15 protein-coding genes and 1 tRNA gene are annotated in these 16,852 nt (G+C 63.3%); all 16 read left to right on the top strand.

From position 1 onward, the window contains the following. Positions 1–99: EF-Tu C-terminal domain-related protein (locus MUB46_RS23920; RefSeq protein WP_425256301.1), on the top strand; the 99-nt coding region annotated here is incomplete at its 5' end. Positions 100–117: 18 nt separating this feature from the next. After that, a tRNA-Trp gene (locus MUB46_RS23925) sits at positions 118–194 on the top strand. A 53-nt stretch (positions 195–247) separates the two neighbouring features. Continuing rightward, positions 248–442, top strand: coding sequence for a preprotein translocase subunit SecE (secE, locus tag MUB46_RS23930; protein ID WP_261618498.1), 195 nt, complete (start codon positions 248–250; stop codon positions 440–442). A 14-nt stretch (positions 443–456) separates the two neighbouring features. After that, positions 457–987 carry a transcription termination/antitermination protein NusG gene (gene nusG / locus MUB46_RS23935; protein WP_261618499.1) on the top strand — a complete coding sequence of 177 codons (531 nt, stop codon included), beginning with the start codon at positions 457–459 and terminating at the stop codon, positions 985–987. A gap of 101 nt (positions 988–1,088) precedes the next feature. Beyond that, positions 1,089–1,517: a 50S ribosomal protein L11 gene (gene rplK, locus MUB46_RS23940; RefSeq protein WP_261618500.1), complete on the top strand. Its 429-nt coding sequence runs from the start codon at positions 1,089–1,091 to the stop codon at positions 1,515–1,517. A gap of 5 nt (positions 1,518–1,522) precedes the next feature. Further along, a complete protein-coding gene (rplA, locus tag MUB46_RS23945) occupies positions 1,523–2,224 on the top strand; it encodes a 50S ribosomal protein L1 (protein WP_261618501.1) in 702 nt (233 codons plus the stop codon). A gap of 321 nt (positions 2,225–2,545) precedes the next feature. Further along, positions 2,546–3,064, top strand: a complete 519-nt coding sequence (rplJ, locus tag MUB46_RS23950) for a 50S ribosomal protein L10 (protein WP_261618502.1) — start codon at positions 2,546–2,548, stop codon at positions 3,062–3,064. A 43-nt stretch (positions 3,065–3,107) separates the two neighbouring features. Next, positions 3,108–3,488: a 50S ribosomal protein L7/L12 gene (gene rplL / locus MUB46_RS23955; RefSeq protein WP_261618503.1), complete on the top strand. Its 381-nt coding sequence runs from the start codon at positions 3,108–3,110 to the stop codon at positions 3,486–3,488. Positions 3,489–3,723: 235 nt separating this feature from the next. After that, positions 3,724–7,869, top strand: coding sequence for a DNA-directed RNA polymerase subunit beta (gene rpoB, locus MUB46_RS23960; RefSeq protein WP_261618504.1), 4,146 nt, complete (start codon positions 3,724–3,726; stop codon positions 7,867–7,869). Between the two features lie 88 nt (positions 7,870–7,957). Beyond that, complete coding sequence (rpoC, locus tag MUB46_RS23965) at positions 7,958–12,157, top strand: DNA-directed RNA polymerase subunit beta' (RefSeq protein ID WP_261618505.1); 4,200 nt, start codon at positions 7,958–7,960, stop codon at positions 12,155–12,157. Positions 12,158–12,364: 207 nt separating this feature from the next. Next, entirely contained in the window at positions 12,365–12,871 is a 507-nt protein-coding gene (locus MUB46_RS23970) for a hypothetical protein (RefSeq protein WP_261618506.1), read from the top strand. Between the two features lie 53 nt (positions 12,872–12,924). Continuing rightward, positions 12,925–13,239 (top strand): regulator, encoded by a 315-nt coding sequence (locus tag MUB46_RS23975; protein WP_261618507.1) that lies wholly within the window; start codon positions 12,925–12,927, stop codon positions 13,237–13,239. 423 nt (positions 13,240–13,662) lie between these two features. Next, positions 13,663–14,034, top strand: a complete 372-nt coding sequence (gene rpsL / locus MUB46_RS23980; protein WP_261618508.1) for a 30S ribosomal protein S12 — start codon at positions 13,663–13,665, stop codon at positions 14,032–14,034. Positions 14,035–14,145: 111 nt separating this feature from the next. Further along, positions 14,146–14,616, top strand: coding sequence for a 30S ribosomal protein S7 (gene rpsG / locus MUB46_RS23985; protein WP_261618509.1), 471 nt, complete (start codon positions 14,146–14,148; stop codon positions 14,614–14,616). Between the two features lie 21 nt (positions 14,617–14,637). Beyond that, entirely contained in the window at positions 14,638–16,713 is a 2,076-nt protein-coding gene (gene fusA, locus MUB46_RS23990; protein WP_261618510.1) for an elongation factor G, read from the top strand. 45 nt (positions 16,714–16,758) lie between these two features. Next, positions 16,759–16,852, top strand: a 94-nt coding sequence (locus MUB46_RS23995; RefSeq protein WP_261618511.1) for a GTP-binding protein, incomplete at its 3' end; no start/stop codon positions are given.

The following is a 16,852-nucleotide window of genomic DNA, read 5'->3' on the forward strand; positions in this document are numbered from 1 at the left end:
CTGATCGTGCCGATCGCCATGGAGGACGGTCTGCGCTTCGCCATTCGCGAGGGCGGCCGCACCGTCGGCGCCGGCGTCGTATCCAAGATCATCGAATAGCGGCAGGCCCGTGGGATTAGGAGTGTAGCTCAACTGGCTAGAGCACCGGTCTCCAAAACCGGGGGTTGGGGGTTCGAGTCCCTCCACTCCTGCCAATCCAAGAAACGGGCACGATGACCGGCTTGGCCGGGCGAAACACGAACAGGTCATGGCGAAAACGAACCCCTTCGAGTTCATTCAGCAGGTCCGCGCCGAAGGGCGCAAAGTGACCTGGCCGAGCCGTCGCGAGACGATGATCACCACCGTTATGGTGTTCATCATGGTCACGCTCGCCAGCCTTTTCTTCCTGGCGGCGGACCAGATCCTGGCGTTCGGCGTCGGTTTCCTGCTCGGAACTAGCTGAGAGGAGCAGGACCCATGGCCATGCGCTGGTACATCGTCCACACCTACTCGAACTTCGAAAAGAAGGTCGCCGAGGCCATTCGAGAGAAGGCTGAGGCCACGGGTCTTGCCGAGAGGTTCGAGGAAATCCTCGTGCCGACCGAGAAGGTCGTCGAGGTGCGGCGCGGCCGGAAGATCGACACGGAACGCAAGTTTTTTCCCGGTTATGTCCTGGTTCGTATGGACATGACCGACGACGCATACCATCTGATCAAGAACACCCCGAAGGTCACTGGCTTCCTGGGAGCCGACAACAAGCCGACGCCGATTTCCGACGCAGAGGCTCAACGGATCGTGCAGCAGGTGCAGGAAGGCATCGAGCGGCCGAAACCGTCCGTGCATTTCGACATCGGCGAGCAGGTGCGCGTCGCCGACGGTCCGTTCGCCTCCTTCAACGGTGTCGTCGAAGAGGTGGACGAGGAACGGGCGCGGCTCAAGGTGGCCGTGTCCATTTTTGGCCGGGCGACCCCGGTGGAGCTGGAGTACGGGCAGGTCGAGAAGCTTTGACCTGCTTTGGATTGTGGGAGATCGGGGCGGCTGCCAACCGTCCATGATCGGACCACGCAACGCCAACGTCGTCGCGATGCGCGGCGCGGAGAGGTGAGAGAATGGCAAAGAAGATTATCGGCTACCTGAAGCTTCAGGTTCCGGCGGGTGCGGCAACGCCGTCGCCCCCGATCGGTCCCGCGCTCGGCCAGCGCGGTCTGAACATCATGGAATTCTGCAAGGCGTTCAACGCCCATACGCAGGAGATGGAGAAGGGCGCGCCCTGTCCGACGGTCATCACGATCTATCAGGACAAGTCCTTCACCTTCGAGGTCAAGACGCCACCGGCGGCCCATTTCCTGAAGCAGGCAGCGAAGCTCAACAAGGGCTCCGCGACGCCAGGCCGCGACAAGGCCGGCTCGGTCACCCGGGATCAGGTGCGCGAGATCGCCGAAGCGAAGATGAAGGATCTGAACGCCAACGACGTCGAGGCGGCGATGAAGATCATCGAAGGTTCTGCCCGATCGATGGGCCTCGAGGTTCAGGGATAAGCGTCATGGCCAAATCAGGAAAGCGTATTCGCAAGGCCCGTGAGGGCGTCGATCCGCGCACGCTGGTGGCGCTGTCGGACGCGGTGAAGATGGTCAGGGAGCGCGCCACGGCGAAGTTCGACGAGACCATCGAGGTGGCGATCAACCTGGGTGTCGACCCGCGTCATGCCGACCAGATGGTCCGCGGCGTCTGCCAGCTCCCGAACGGCACCGGTCGTTCGGTGCGTGTGGCCGTGTTCGCCAAGGGCGACAAGGCCGACGAGGCCAAGGCCGCCGGTGCCGACGTGGTCGGAGCGGAGGACTTGGTCGAGCAGGTGCAGAAGGGCGAGATCAACTTCGACCGCTGCATCGCCACGCCGGACATGATGCCGCTGGTCGGCCGTCTGGGTAAGGTCCTGGGTCCGCGCGGCCTGATGCCGAACCCGAAGGTTGGCACGGTCACGCCAGACGTTGCGTCGGCCGTCAAGGAGCAGAAGGGCGGCGCCGTCGAATTCCGTGTCGAGAAGGCCGGGATCATCCAGGCCGGCGTAGGCAAGGCGAGCTTCGGCGACGACAAGCTGATCGAGAATATCCGTGCGTTCGTCGACGCCGTGATCAAGGCCAAGCCGTCGGGCGCCAAGGGCACCTATTTCCAGCGGCTGGCCGTGTCTTCGACCATGGGGCCGGGCGTGCACGTCGAAACGTCGAGCGTGACGGCCGGCGTCTAAGGCGCGACGGCATATTAAGTTTCCGTCCGGGCGACCGGGCGGGGAGTACGGGCCTGGCGGTTCGCCGGCAGGCCCGGTACCTGTCCAAGACTGCCGGTGCTCTCGGGAAGATTTCCCGGGGGCTTAAGTCCATACGGAGCCAGCATAGACGGGAATGAACCGGACATCCGGTTCGGACCTCGTTGTCCTCGTGGACCCGACATCGGGCCGCCGGGACGGGACAGGAACGCGAGCGTCGTCCTGGAACCGTCTTCAAGCGGCACTCCCGGGCGGCAAGGACAACCCGGCGGCGGACAATCGCCGCCAGATTGGAGAGAGCAGGTGGACAGAGCTGCAAAGTCTGAGCTCGTCGCGACACTCCACGACGTGTTTCAAAACACGGGTGTGGTCGTCGTGGCCCACTACGCCGGTCTCTCGGTTTCGGAAATGACGGCTTTTCGGGGCCGCATGCGCGAGGCCGGGGGCAAGGTGAAAGTGGCCAAGAACCGCCTTGCCAAGCTCGCGCTCGAGGGAACCGAGATCGCCCATATCGGCGACCTGCTGAAGGGTCCCACCGTGATCGCCTATTCCGACGATCCGGTGGCTGCCCCGAAGGTTGCCGTCGATTTCGCCAAGACCAACCAGAAGCTGGTGATTCTTGGCGGCTCGATGGGTGCCACGGCCCTCGACCCGGAAGGCGTGAAGTCATTGGCGACGCTGCCGTCGCTCGATGAACTGAGGGCAAGGCTCGTCGGCATGATCAGTACGCCGGCGACCCGGGTTGCGCAGGTGCTCGCCGCGCCAGGCGGGCAGGTTGCGCGGGTGCTTGCGGCGCGTGCCGAACAAGGTGAGGCGGCCTGAAGGCCAACCGTTCAAACAGGTTCGAACCGAAAGGAATTGAAAAATGGCTGATCTGTCGAAGATCGTTGACGAGCTTTCCTCCCTCACCGTCCTCGAGGCGGCTGAGCTTTCGAAGATGCTCGAAGAGAAGTGGGGCGTCTCCGCGGCCGCTCCGGTTGCCGTCGCTGCTGTCGCCGGTGCCGGTGGTGGTGAAGCGGCTGCCGCCGAAGAGAAGACCGAGTTCGACGTGATCCTGGCGTCCGCTGGCGCCCAGAAGATCAACGTGATCAAGGAAGTCCGTGCCATCACGGGTCTTGGCCTGAAGGAAGCCAAGGACCTCGTCGAAGGCGCGCCGAAGCCGGTCAAGGAAGGCGCGGCCAAGGCCGAGGCCGAGGAGATCAAGGGCAAGCTCGAGGCCGCAGGCGCGACCGTCGAGCTTAAGTAAATCCTTGAGTAGACGGCGCTTTTCGGCGCTGGCTATTCGAAGGCCGCCGATGCGTTTTTTCGGTGGATCGATGTTGGGGAGGCCGCGGCTGTACGCCGCGGCCAAACCCGTCTCCGGGCGGCAGGACGCCGCCAGGATGGAAAAGAGGCATTAGAACGTCTCCCCAGATGGCCCGAGATGGGGCCCGTCAGGGGCCCTTTGGCGAGCCGTTCGGGAACGACTAAGAGGATCGACGATGGCGCAGAGCTTCACCGGCCGCAAGCGTGTTCGCAAGACTTTCGGGAAAATCCGGGAAGTCGCCGCTCTCCCCAACCTGATCGAGGTGCAGAAGGCGTCCTATGACTACTTCCTGCAGGTCGACGAGCCGGAGGGTGGTCGCGACGACAGCGGTCTGCAGGCGGTTTTCGACTCGGTTTTCCCCATCAAGGATTTTGCCGAGACCGCGCAGCTCGAATTCGTGCGCTACGAGTTCGAACCGCCGAAGTACGACGTCGACGAGTGCCGCCAGCGCGGCATGACGTTCGCCGCGCCGCTCAAGGTGACGCTGCGCCTGATCGTATTCGATGTCGACGAGGACACCGGCGCGAAGTCCGTCAAGGACATCAAGGAGCAGGACGTCTATATGGGCGACATGCCACTGATGACGGAGAACGGCACCTTCATCATCAACGGCACCGAGCGCGTCATCGTCTCGCAGATGCACCGTTCCCCGGGCGTGTTCTTCGACCACGACAAGGGCAAGACCCATTCGTCGGGCAAGCTTCTGTTCGCCGCCCGCATCATCCCCTATCGCGGCTCCTGGCTCGACATCGAGTTCGACGCCAAGGATATCGTCCATGCGCGTATCGACCGCCGGCGCAAGCTGCCGGTGACGACGCTGCTGCTGGCGCTCGGCCTCGATCCGGAAGAGATCCTGTCGACGTTCTTCAACCACATCGAGCTGACCCAGATGAAGAACGGCGGCTGGCGCCGGCCGTTCGACCCGATGAGCATGCGCGGTATGAAGGCGACGGCCGATCTCGTCGACGCCGACAGCGGCAAGGTCGTCTGGGAAGCGGGCAAGAAGCTGACCGTCCGCAAGGCGCGCGACCTGTCCGAAAAGGGCCTGAAGGCGCTGAAGATCTCCGACGAGGAGATGGTCGGCATGTACCTGGCCAACGACATGGTCAACATGCAGACCGGCGAGATCTACGCCGAGGCGGGCGACGAGATCACCGCCGATGTGCTCGTGGCGCTGGCCGAGGCCGGTGTCGATACGATCAACGTGCTCGACATCGACCACGTCAATACCGGCCCGTTCATTCGCAACACGCTGGCCGTCGACAAGAACGACACCCGCGAGGACGCGCTGTTCGATATCTACCGGGTGATGCGCCCGGGCGAGCCGCCGACGATCGAGACGGCGGAGGCGATGTTCAACTCGCTGTTCTTCGATCCGGAGCGGTACGACCTCTCCGCGGTCGGCCGCGTGAAGATGAACATCCGCCTGGAGCTGGATTGCCCCGATACGGTCCGTGTCCTGCGCAAGGAGGACATCCTGGCGGTCATCAAGACGCTGGTGGACCTGCGCGACGGCAAGGGCGAGATCGACGACATCGACAACCTCGGCAATCGCAGGGTGCGTTCGGTCGGCGAGCTGATGGAGAACCAGTACCGGATCGGCCTGCTGCGCATGGAGCGGGCGATCAAAGAGCGCATGAGCTCGGTCGAGATCGACACGGCGATGCCGCAGGATCTGATCAACGCCAAGCCGGCCGCCGCCGCGGTGCGCGAATTCTTCGGCTCCTCGCAGCTGTCGCAGTTCATGGACCAGACGAACCCGCTGTCGGAGATCACCCACAAGCGCCGCCTGTCGGCACTTGGCCCGGGCGGTCTGACGCGCGAGCGCGCCGGCTTCGAGGTGCGCGACGTGCATCCGACGCACTACGGCCGCATCTGCCCGATCGAAACGCCGGAAGGTCCGAACATCGGTCTGATCAACTCGCTGGCCACCTTTGCCCGTGTCAACAAGTACGGCTTCATCGAGGCTCCGTATCGCAAGGTGAAGGACGGCCAGGTCACCGACGAGGTCGTCTATCTGTCGGCGATGGAGGAGGCCCGCCACCACATCGGCCAGGCCAACGCCGAGCTCGACAACAAGGGCCAGTTCGTCGAGGACCTAGTGGTCTGCCGCCACGCCGGCGACGTCGTCATGGTGACGCCGGACAAGGTGGACTACATGGACGTGTCGCCGAAGCAGCTCGTTTCGGTCGCCGCGGCGCTCATTCCGTTCCTCGAGAACGACGACGCGAACCGCGCGCTCATGGGCTCGAACATGCAGCGGCAGGCTGTGCCGCTGGTCAAGGCGGAGGCGCCGCTGGTCGGCACCGGCATGGAGGCTGTCGTCGCCCATGACTCCGGTGCGGCGATCTCGGCTCGGCGTGCGGGCGTCATCGACCAGGTCGACGCTACCCGTATCGTCATCCGTGCGACGGGGGATCTCGATCCGACCAAGTCCGGCGTCGATATCTACCGTCTGATGAAGTTCCAGCGCTCCAACCAGAATACCTGCATCAACCAGCGTCCGCTGGTGCGGGTCGGTGACGTGGTGGCCAAGGGCGACATCATCGCCGACGGTCCTTCGACCGATCTGGGCGAGCTGGCTCTGGGCCGCAACGTGCTCGTCGCGTTCATGCCGTGGATGGGCTACAACTTCGAGGACTCCATTCTCTTGTCCGAGCGCGTCGTGCGCGACGACATCTTCACCTCGATCCACATCGAGGAATTCGAGGTGATGGCCCGCGACACCAAGCTCGGGCCGGAGGAGATCACGCGCGATATCCCGAACGTGTCGGAAGAGGCTCTGAAGAACCTCGACGAGGCGGGCATCGTCTATATCGGCGCCGAGGTGAACGCCGGCGACATCCTGGTCGGCAAGATCACGCCGAAAGGCGAGAGCCCGATGACGCCGGAAGAGAAGCTTCTGCGCGCCATCTTCGGTGAGAAGGCTTCGGACGTGCGCGACACCTCCCTGCGCGTGCCGCCCGGTGTGACCGGCACGATCGTCGAGGTGCGGGTGTTCAACCGCCACGGCGTCGACAAGGACGAGCGCGCGATCGCCATCGAACGCGAGGAGATCGAACGGCTCGCAAAGGACCGCGACGACGAACAGGCGATCCTCGATCGCAACGTGTTCGGTCGTCTGAGCGACATGCTGGTTGGCAAGGTCGCCGCGAGCGGACCGAAGGGCGTCAAGAAGGACACCAAGATCACCACGGACCTCCTCGGCGAGCTGCCGCGGTCGCAGTGGTGGCAGTTCGGTCTCGCCGACGAAGCGGCGATGTCCGAGGTCGAGGCTCTGCGCAAGCAGTACGACGAGTCCAAGAAGCGGCTGGAGCAGCGGTTCCTGGACAAGGTCGAGAAGCTGCAGCGCGGCGACGAGCTGCCGCCCGGCGTGATGAAGATGGTCAAGGTCTTCGTCGCCGTGAAGCGCAAGCTGCAGCCGGGCGACAAGATGGCCGGGCGCCACGGCAACAAGGGTGTCGTCAGCCGCATCATGCCGATCGAGGACATGCCGTTCCTCGACGACGGCACGCATGTCGATATCGTGCTTAACCCGCTCGGCGTGCCGAGCCGCATGAACGTCGGTCAGATCCTCGAGACGCATCTGGGTTGGGCCTGCGCGGGCCTGGGCAAACAGATTGGCCAGGCTGTCGAGGCCTATCGCCAGAGCCATGATGCCAATTCACTGAAGAGCGCGTTCACGAAGATCTATGGCAAGGACGAGACCGTCGCCTCGCTCGAGGAGGACGGTCTGGTCGAGCTCGGCGGCAACCTGAGAAACGGTGTGCCGATTGCGACGCCGGTTTTCGACGGTGCCCACGAGCCCGACATCGTCGACATGCTTGAGATGGCCGGTCTCGACGGTTCGGGGCAGGTGACGCTGTACGACGGACGTTCGGGTGAGCCGTTCGACCGCAAGGTGACTGTGGGCTACATCTACATGCTCAAGTTGCATCACCTCGTGGACGACAAGATCCACGCCCGTTCGATCGGCCCCTACAGCCTCGTGACCCAGCAGCCGCTGGGCGGCAAGGCCCAGTTCGGCGGCCAGCGTTTCGGTGAAATGGAGGTGTGGGCGCTGGAAGCGTACGGCGCTGCTTATACCTTGCAGGAAATGCTGACCGTGAAGTCGGACGACGTCGCCGGCCGCACGAAGGTTTACGAAGCCATCGTTCGCGGTGACGATACGTTCGAGGCGGGCATCCCCGAGTCGTTCAACGTGCTCGTCAAGGAAATGCGGTCGCTCGGCCTCAACGTCGAACTGATCACCAGCCGTCCGCAGGATGTTCCCGCGCCGGCCGGGCCGATGTTGCCGCCGCCGGCGGATGCCGCCGAATAACGCTCGGCATGTATCGGTCTCGCATTATTTCGAAATCTCCGCCGGTCCGGGGCGCAAGCTGCCCCGGACGGCCCAAAGGGAGCAGGACATGAACCAGGAAGTCCTCAACCTCTTCAACCCGACGGCGCCGCAGCAGACGTTCGATCAGATCCGGATCTCGCTGGCGAGCCCGGAGAAGATCAAGTCGTGGTCGTTCGGCGAGATCAAGAAGCCGGAGACGATCAACTACCGGACGTTCAAGCCGGAGCGGGACGGCCTGTTCTGCGCCCGCATCTTCGGTCCGATCAAGGATTACGAGTGCTTGTGCGGCAAGTACAAGCGCATGAAGTACAAAGGCATCATCTGCGAGAAGTGCGGCGTCGAGGTCACCCTGTCGCGGGTGCGCCGCGAGCGCATGGGCCACATCGAACTGGCCGCGCCGGTCGCGCACATCTGGTTCCTGAAGTCGCTGCCGAGCCGCATCGGCATGATCCTCGACATGACGCTCAAGGATCTCGAGCGCATCCTCTATTTCGAGAACTACGTCGTCACCGAGCCGGGCCTGACCGCGCTCAAGTACGGCCAGCTTCTCACCGAGGAGGAGTATCTCGACTTCCAGGATCAGTTCGGCGAGGACGCGTTTACCGCGCAGATCGGCGCCGAGGCGATCCGCGACATGCTGATGGCGCTCGACCTGCACAAGCTGAGCGAGGACCTGCGGCAGGAAATTGCCGAGTCTACGACGGAGCTTAAGCCCAAGAAGCTCGCAAAGCGGTTGAAGCTCATCGAGTCGTTCACCGAGTCCGGCAACCGGCCCGAATGGATGATCATGACGATCGTCCCGGTGATTCCGCCCGATCTGCGCCCGCTGGTCCCGCTTGACGGTGGCCGGTTCGCGACGTCGGACCTGAACGACCTGTACCGGCGCGTCATCAACCGGAACAACCGCCTGAAGCGCCTGATCGAGCTGCGCGCGCCCGACATCATCATCCGTAACGAGAAGCGGATGCTGCAGGAGTCCGTCGACGCGCTGTTCGACAACGGCCGGCGTGGACGCGTCATCACCGGCGCGAACAAGCGGCCGCTCAAGTCGCTCGCCGACATGTTGAAGGGCAAGCAGGGCCGTTTCCGTCAGAACCTGCTCGGCAAGCGCGTCGACTACTCGGGTCGGTCGGTGATCGTGGTCGGTCCCGAGCTGAAGCTGCATCAGTGCGGCCTGCCGAAGAAGATGGCGCTGGAGCTGTTCAAGCCGTTCATTTACTCGCGCCTGGAGGCCAAGGGCCTGTCGTCGACCGTTAAGCAGGCAAAGAAGCTGGTCGAGAAGGAGAAGCCGGAGGTCTGGGATATCCTCGACGAGGTGATCCGCGAGCACCCGGTCATGCTGAACCGCGCGCCGACGCTTCACCGGCTCGGCATCCAGGCGTTCGAGCCGACCCTCATCGAGGGCAAGGCGATCCAGCTGCATCCGCTCGTCTGCGCGGCGTTCAACGCCGACTTCGACGGCGACCAGATGGCGGTGCACGTACCGCTGTCTCTGGAAGCCCAGCTCGAAGCCCGCGTGCTGATGATGTCGACCAACAACATCCTGCACCCGGCCAACGGCTCGCCGATCATCGTGCCGTCGCAGGATATCGTGCTCGGCCTCTACTACGTGTCGCAGGAGCGCGAGAACGAACCGGGCGAGGGTATGGTATTCGCCTCGATCGGTGAGCTCGAGCACGCCCTGAACGCGAAAGCGGTGACGCTGCACGCCAAGATCAAGGGGCGCTACATCGGCGTCGACGAGGACGGCAACCCGGTGTCGAAGATCTACGACACCACGCCGGGCCGCATGCTGCTTGGGCAGCTTCTGCCGAAGAACGTGGCGGTGCCCTTCGAGGTGGTCAACAAGCTGCTCACCAAGAAGGAGATCTCCAACGCGATCGACACCGTCTACCGCCACTGCGGGCAGAAGGAGACTGTGATCTTCTGCGACCGGATCATGGCGCTCGGCTTCAAGCACGCCTGTCTTGCCGGCATTTCCTTCGGCAAGGACGACATGGTTATTCCGGACACGAAGGAAAAGCTCGTCGACGAGACCCGTCAGCTCGCCAAGGAATACGAGCAGCAGTACAACGACGGCCTCATCACGCAGGGCGAGAAGTATAACAAGGTCGTCGATGCCTGGGCGAAGTGCACCGATCGCGTCGCCGACGAAATGATGGCGCGTATCTCCGCGGTTCAGGTCGACGACAAGAACGGTCGCGAGAAGCCCATCAACTCGATCTACATGATGGCGCACTCCGGGGCGCGTGGTTCTCCGGCGCAGATGAAGCAGCTCGCTGGCATGCGCGGCCTGATGGCCAAGCCGTCGGGCGAGATCATCGAGAGCCCGATCATCTCGAACTTCAAGGAAGGCCTGTCGGTTCTCGAGTACTTCAACTCGACCCACGGCGCCCGCAAGGGACTGGCCGATACCGCGCTGAAGACGGCGAACTCGGGTTATCTGACGCGTCGCCTCGTCGACGTTGCGCAGGACTCGATCATCACCGAGTTCGATTGCGGTTCCGACAAGGGCATCTCCATGACCGCCGTCGTAGACGCCGGTGAGGTGATCGTGTCGCTCGGCCAGCGCGTGCTTGGCCGTACCGCAGTCGAGGACGTCATCGATCCGTCGACCGACGAGGTGATCGTCAAGGCCGGCGTGATTATCGAGGAGCGTCACGTCGAGGCGATCGAGGCCGCGCAGCTTCAGGAGCTGAAGATTCGCTCGGTCCTCACCTGCGAGACCCGCAATGGTGTCTGCGCGGCCTGTTATGGCCGTGACCTGGCGCGCGGAACCCCTGTCAACCAGGGCGAAGCGGTCGGCGTCATCGCGGCGCAGTCGATCGGCGAGCCGGGCACCCAGCTCACCATGCGCACGTTCCACATCGGCGGCACGGCGCAGATCGCCGAGCAGTCCTTTATCGAATCGAACTTCGACGGGACGGTTCAGCTGAAGAACCGCAACGTCGTGCGCGATTCCGAGGGCACGCTGATCGTCATGGGCCGTTCGGTGTCTCTGGTGATCGTCGACGGCGAAGGCAACGAGCGCGCCGTGCACCGGCTCAACTACGGTACGCGCCTCAGGGTCGACGACGGAGACCAGGTCCAGCGCGGCCAGCGCCTGGCCGAGTGGGATCCGTATACCCGCCCGATCATCACCGAGGTGGACGGAGTGGTCGGCTTCGAGGATCTGGTCGAAGGCGCTTCGCTTGCCGAAACCGCCGACGAGTCGACCGGTATCACCAAGCGCGTGGTCATCGACTGGCGTACGACACAGCGTGGTGCCGATCTGAAGCCGGCCCTTGTCATCAAGGACAAGGACGGCGACGTGAAGAAGCTGTCGCGCGGCGGCGATGCCCGCTACCTTCTGGCCGTCGACACCGTGATGACGGTGGAGCCCGGCGAGACGGTGAAGGCGGGTGACGTTCTGGCGCGTATCACGCTGGAAAGCGCCAAGACCCGTGACATCACGGGCGGTCTGCCGCGCGTCGCCGAACTGTTCGAGGCCAGGCGTCCGAAGGACCACGCCATCATCGCCGAAATCTCTGGCACGGTGCGTTTCGAGCGTGACTACAAGAACAAGCGCCGTATCCGCATCGACCCGACGGAGGAAGGCGATGAGGCGCGCGAGTACCTCATCCCGAAGGGCCGCCACCTGTATGTCCAGGAAGGCGACCACATCGAGAAGGGCGAGTACATCCTCGATGGCAACCCTGCGCCGCACGATATCCTCGCGATCAAGGGCGTCGAAGAGCTGGCGGCCTATCTGGTCAACGAGATCCAGGAGGTCTACCGGCTGCAGGGCGTGTCGATCAACGACAAGCATATCGAGGTGATCGTCCGGCAGATGCTGCAGAAGGTCGAAATCTCCGATCCCGGCGATTCCGACTTCCTCACGGGTGAGCAGGTCGACCAGATCGAGATGCAGGAAACCGCCGAACGGCTGGTGGAAGAGGGCAAGAAGCCGCCGGTCGGCTCGCCCGTTCTGCTCGGCATCACCAAGGCGAGCCTGCAGACCCGCAGCTTCATCTCCGCGGCGTCGTTCCAGGAAACCACCCGTGTGCTCACCGAAGCGTCGGTGCAGGGCAAGGTGGACAACCTGGAAGGCCTCAAGGAGAACGTCATCGTTGGCCGCCTGATTCCGGCGGGCACCGGTTCGGTGATGAGCAAGATGCGGCAGGTCGCGACGCATCGCGACGACCTGATCGTGGAGAGCCGCGAGCAGCAGGCCGGTATCGAGGCCGGCAGCCTGGCTGGCGAGGAAAGCGGTATCCCGGCGGAGTAAGCGCCCGGCCGCACCAGCCATTCGCGGTTCGCCGCTATAGACGAGAAAGCGGGCCGGTTCGTAAGGACCGGCCCGTTTCATATCCGGCTTTACTGGTCTTAAAGCCGCTTTCGGTTAGTATCCGCGCAGCCGACGATTGGCACGTAACAGTCGGCAAAAGGTCGGGTCATGCCATTTTCGCGTCGGATTTCGAGAGATCATTGTATCATGCAGTCGACACCCAAAAGCCGTGCACGCTCGAAGACCCTGTCCGCGGCCGTCGTCGGGCTCACCATGCTCGCCGTGACCGCGACGTCCGCGGGGGCCGAAGAAGTGGAATATCGCGGCAGCGGGTATCTCAAGAACTTCACGGCGGCCTGTGCCCCCAAGGGCTATGGCGACCCGATATTCGTCAACGCCATCTACCGGCCGCGCAGGCTCGGCACCAACGGGTCGAGCACGCGACTGTCGTTCTTCCTGCAGCCGTTCTACGCGATGAGCTACGAACTGCCGAAAGGCAGGCTCGGCGATCGATTCAAGAAGGTCGTCGGTGGCGCGACCGGGACGGCGACCGAATTCTTCAGCACACGGCCGCGCCTGCGCCTCACCGATACGAATCCGGGGCGGATCAATCTGAAGACCACTTCGCTGAGCCTGGCCGGCCAGATCGACAATTTCGATGGAATCAAGGGCTGCAGGGCCGATTTCGAGCTGGGATTGAATTACCATCCCTGAAGCTGGTGCCCGGGGCTCAATGACCGAGCGTGCGCCCGGAACGAGGAGTAGCCATGAGTCGCGAACCCGAGATCGAAGACGCCACGGTCTATATCGTGGTCGGGCGGGCGTTCCGCGAAGAGAATCAGCCGGCGCCCGGCGACGATGTCGACGAGACGGGGGCGATCGCGATCAACGTTCTCCTGACCGCGGCCGATGACGAGGAATGCCTGCAGAGGGCGCTGCAGGCCCTTGCCGGGCAGGGATTCGTCCGCGTCGAGCTCGATCGGATCGGAATCATCGAGGGCGAACCCGACGATCCGACCTTCGCCTCAGCCTACGGAAATGCCATCGACGGGCAGGTGGCCGTCATCGCATTCCATGGCTGAGTCGATTCTCCATCGGTCCGCGATTCTGATTGGATTCGATTGATTCTGGGGCTGAGGGCGGGTGGCAACCGGGACCGGCGGCTCCCCAGCCGGAATTCTGTGCAATCATATCGCCGAGAACGCGGGGTTTGCGCTAAAATTGCACGAGAACGGGGTTGACGGCTCATGGGCCCGGGCATATGTTCCGCCTCGTTTCGCGGCAGGTGGTAGGCCCGTTTCGTTCGGCTCGACACGAGCTGGACCTTTAACGCCTAAACACTGACGCTCGTCATAGGACGAACAACAGCGAAGCAAGATCGGGTCCGTTAAGGGTGCGATCCTCTGCATGTTGAGGCTGACGGCTGTATCGGGCGTCGGTCCGACTTGTTTTGTAACCGGAAGTCCGGCCTACAAGGGTCGGCGCAGGGCTGAAGAAGGCGATCGATGCCGACGATCAACCAGTTGATCCGCAAACCGCGGAAGGCGCCGTTGAAGCGCAACAAGGCGCCGGCCATGGAGGCTTGCCCCCAGAAGCGCGGTGTGTGCACGCGCGTCTACACGACGACGCCGAAGAAGCCGAACTCGGCGCTGCGTAAAGTGGCGAAGATCCGGCTCACGAACGGCTTCGAGGTCATCGGGTATATTCCGGGCGAAGGTCACAACCTTCAGGAACACTCGGTGGTCATGATCCGTGGCGGCCGCGTGAAGGACCTTCCCGGCGTGCGCTATCACATCCTTCGCGGTGTGCTCGACACGCAGGGTGTCTCGGCTCGCCGTCAGCGCCGTTCGAAGTATGGAGCGAAGAGGCCGAAATAATCGGGCCTCTTTGTGTTCCGCTCACTTTTGGTGTGGGCGAGACGCAGAGACGAACAAGCCGTCCATGGGCTGTTCCTGGACGCATAGATTGGAAAGAGTGAGGACGAGCCGATGTCTCGCCGCCACAGAGCCGAAAAGCGCGAAATCATTCCGGATCCCAAGTTCGGTGATCTGGTGATCTCGAAGTTCATGAACTCCGTCATGTACCACGGCAAGAAGTCTGCTGCCGAGGGCATCGTGTATGGTGCGTTCGATGCGATCGAGAGCCGGGCCAAGCAGGATCCGGTTTCGGTGTTCCATCAGGCGCTGGAAAACGTCATGCCGGCTGTCGAGGTTCGCTCGCGGCGCGTCGGTGGTGCCACGTACCAGGTTCCCGTCGAGGTTCGTCCGGACCGCCGTCAGGCGCTGGCCATCCGCTGGCTGATCGCCGCGGCGCGGGCCCGCAACGAGCGCACGATGGTGGAGCGCCTGTCCGGCGAGTTGCTGGACGCGGCCAACAGTCGTGGCACCGCTGTCAAGAAGCGGGAAGACACGCACCGGATGGCGGAGGCCAACCGCGCCTTCTCGCATTACCGCTGGTGACGAAGAGCCGGAGCGACGACAATGCCACGCACGCATAAGATCGAAGACTACCGCAACTTCGGCATCATGGCGCACATCGATGCCGGTAAGACGACGACGACCGAGCGCGTCCTGTTCTACACGGGCAAGAGCCACAAGCTGGGCGAGACCCACGAGGGCGCTGCCACGATGGACTGGATGGCGCAGGAGCAGGAGCGCGGCATCACGATCACGTCGGCCGCGACGACCGCTTACTGGAAAGACAAGCGTCTCAACATCATCGACACGCCCGGCCACGTCGACTTCACGATCGAGGTCGAGCGCAGCCTTCGGGTGCTAGACGGCGCGGTCGCGCTGCTGGACGCCAATGCCGGCGTCGAGCCGCAGACCGAGACTGTCTGGCGCCAGGCCGACAAGTATCACGTGCCGCGGATGATCTTCGTCAACAAGATGGACAAGATCGGCGCCGACTTCTTCCGCTGCATCGACATGATCAAGACGCGGCTCGGTGCTGCCCCGCTGGTGATCAATCTGCCGATCGGCGCGGAAACCGAGTTCAAGGGTGTCGTCGACCTCGTCCAGATGAAGGGTATCATCTGGACGGACGAGAGCCTGGGCGCTCAGTTTGACTATATCGATATCCCGGCCGACCTGCAGGCGCAGGCCGAGGAATATCGCGAGAAGCTGGTCGAGCAGGCCGTCGAGATCGACGAGGCCGCGATGGAAGCGTATCTCGAGGGCACCATGCCCGACGAGGAGACGCTGAAGGGCCTGATCCGCAAGGGCACGATCAGCAACACCTTCGTGCCCGTCCTGTGCGGTTCGGCGTTCAAGAACAAGGGCGTGCAGCCGCTCCTCGACGCGGTCGTCGACTACCTGCCGTCTCCGGTCGAAGTTCCGGACATCAAGGGTATCGATCCGAAGACCGAGGCCGAGATCAAGCGCCGGTCGAGCGATGAAGAGCCGATGTCGCTGTTGGCGTTCAAGGTCATGAACGACCCGTTCGTCGGTTCGCTTACCTTCTGCCGCATCTACTCCGGCAAGCTGGAGTCGGGCACGCAGGTGCTCAACACGGTGAAGGACAAGCGCGAGCGTATCGGTCGCATGCTGCACATGCACGCGAACCACCGCGAGGACATCAAGGAAGCCTACGCTGGCGACATCGTCGCGATCGCCGGGCTCAAGGACGTGACGACCGGCGACACGCTATGCGAGCCGCTGAAGCCTGTCATCCTCGAGCGGATGGAGTTCCCGGAGCCGGTCATCGAGATCGCGATCGAGCCGAAGACCAAGGCCGACCAGGAAAAGATGGGCATGGCGCTCAACCGCCTTGCGCAGGAAGATCCGTCCTTCCGGGTCGGCACGGACGAGGAATCCGGCCAGACGATCATCAAGGGCATGGGCGAGCTTCATCTCGACATTCTCGTTGATCGCATGAAGCGGGAGTTCAAGGTCGAGGCCAATATCGGCGCGCCGCAGGTGGCCTATCGCGAGACGATCACCAAGCAGGCGGAAGTCGACTACACGCACAAGAAGCAGACCGGCGGTTCCGGCCAGTTCGCTCGCGTGAAGATCGTCCTCGAGCCGGGCGAGCAGGGGACGGGTTTCGTCTTCGAGAACAAGATCGTCGGCGGTGCCGTCCCGAAGGAATACATTCCTGGCGTCGAGAAGGGCGTTCAGTCGGTTCTGGGCGCCGGCGTTCTGGCCGGGTTCCCGATGCTCGATGTGAAGGTGACGCTCATCGATGGTGCCTTCCATGACGTCGACTCGAGCGTCCTGGCCTTTGAGATCGCTTCGCGGGCCGCGTTCCGCGAGGGCGTTCAGAAGGCCGGACCGAAGCTTCTCGAGCCGGTGATGAAGGTCGAGGTGGTGACGCCGGACGAGTACATGGGCGACATCATCGGTGATCTGAACAGTCGTCGTGGCCAGATCCAGGGCACCGAGACGCGCGGCATTGCAACCGTCGTCAATGCCATGGTCCCGCTGGCGAATATGTTCGGCTACGTGAACACGCTGCGCTCGATGAGCCAGGGCCGGGCACAGTACACGATGCAGTTCGACCATTACGAGCAGGTTCCGCAGGCGGTCGCCGAGGAAGTCCAGGCCAAGTTCGCCTGATCGCCAATCGAGATCGAAAAGACGCGATAAGAGTGGAGAGCCAAGATGGCCAAAGGGAAGTTTGAGCGGACGAAGCCGCACTGCAACATCGGCACGATTGGTCACGTTGACCACGGCAAGACGACGCTGACGGCTGCGA

This window comes from Microbaculum marinisediminis, from assembly GCF_025397915.1.
Classification (GTDB): Bacteria; Pseudomonadota; Alphaproteobacteria; order Rhizobiales; family Tepidamorphaceae; genus Microbaculum; species Microbaculum marinisediminis.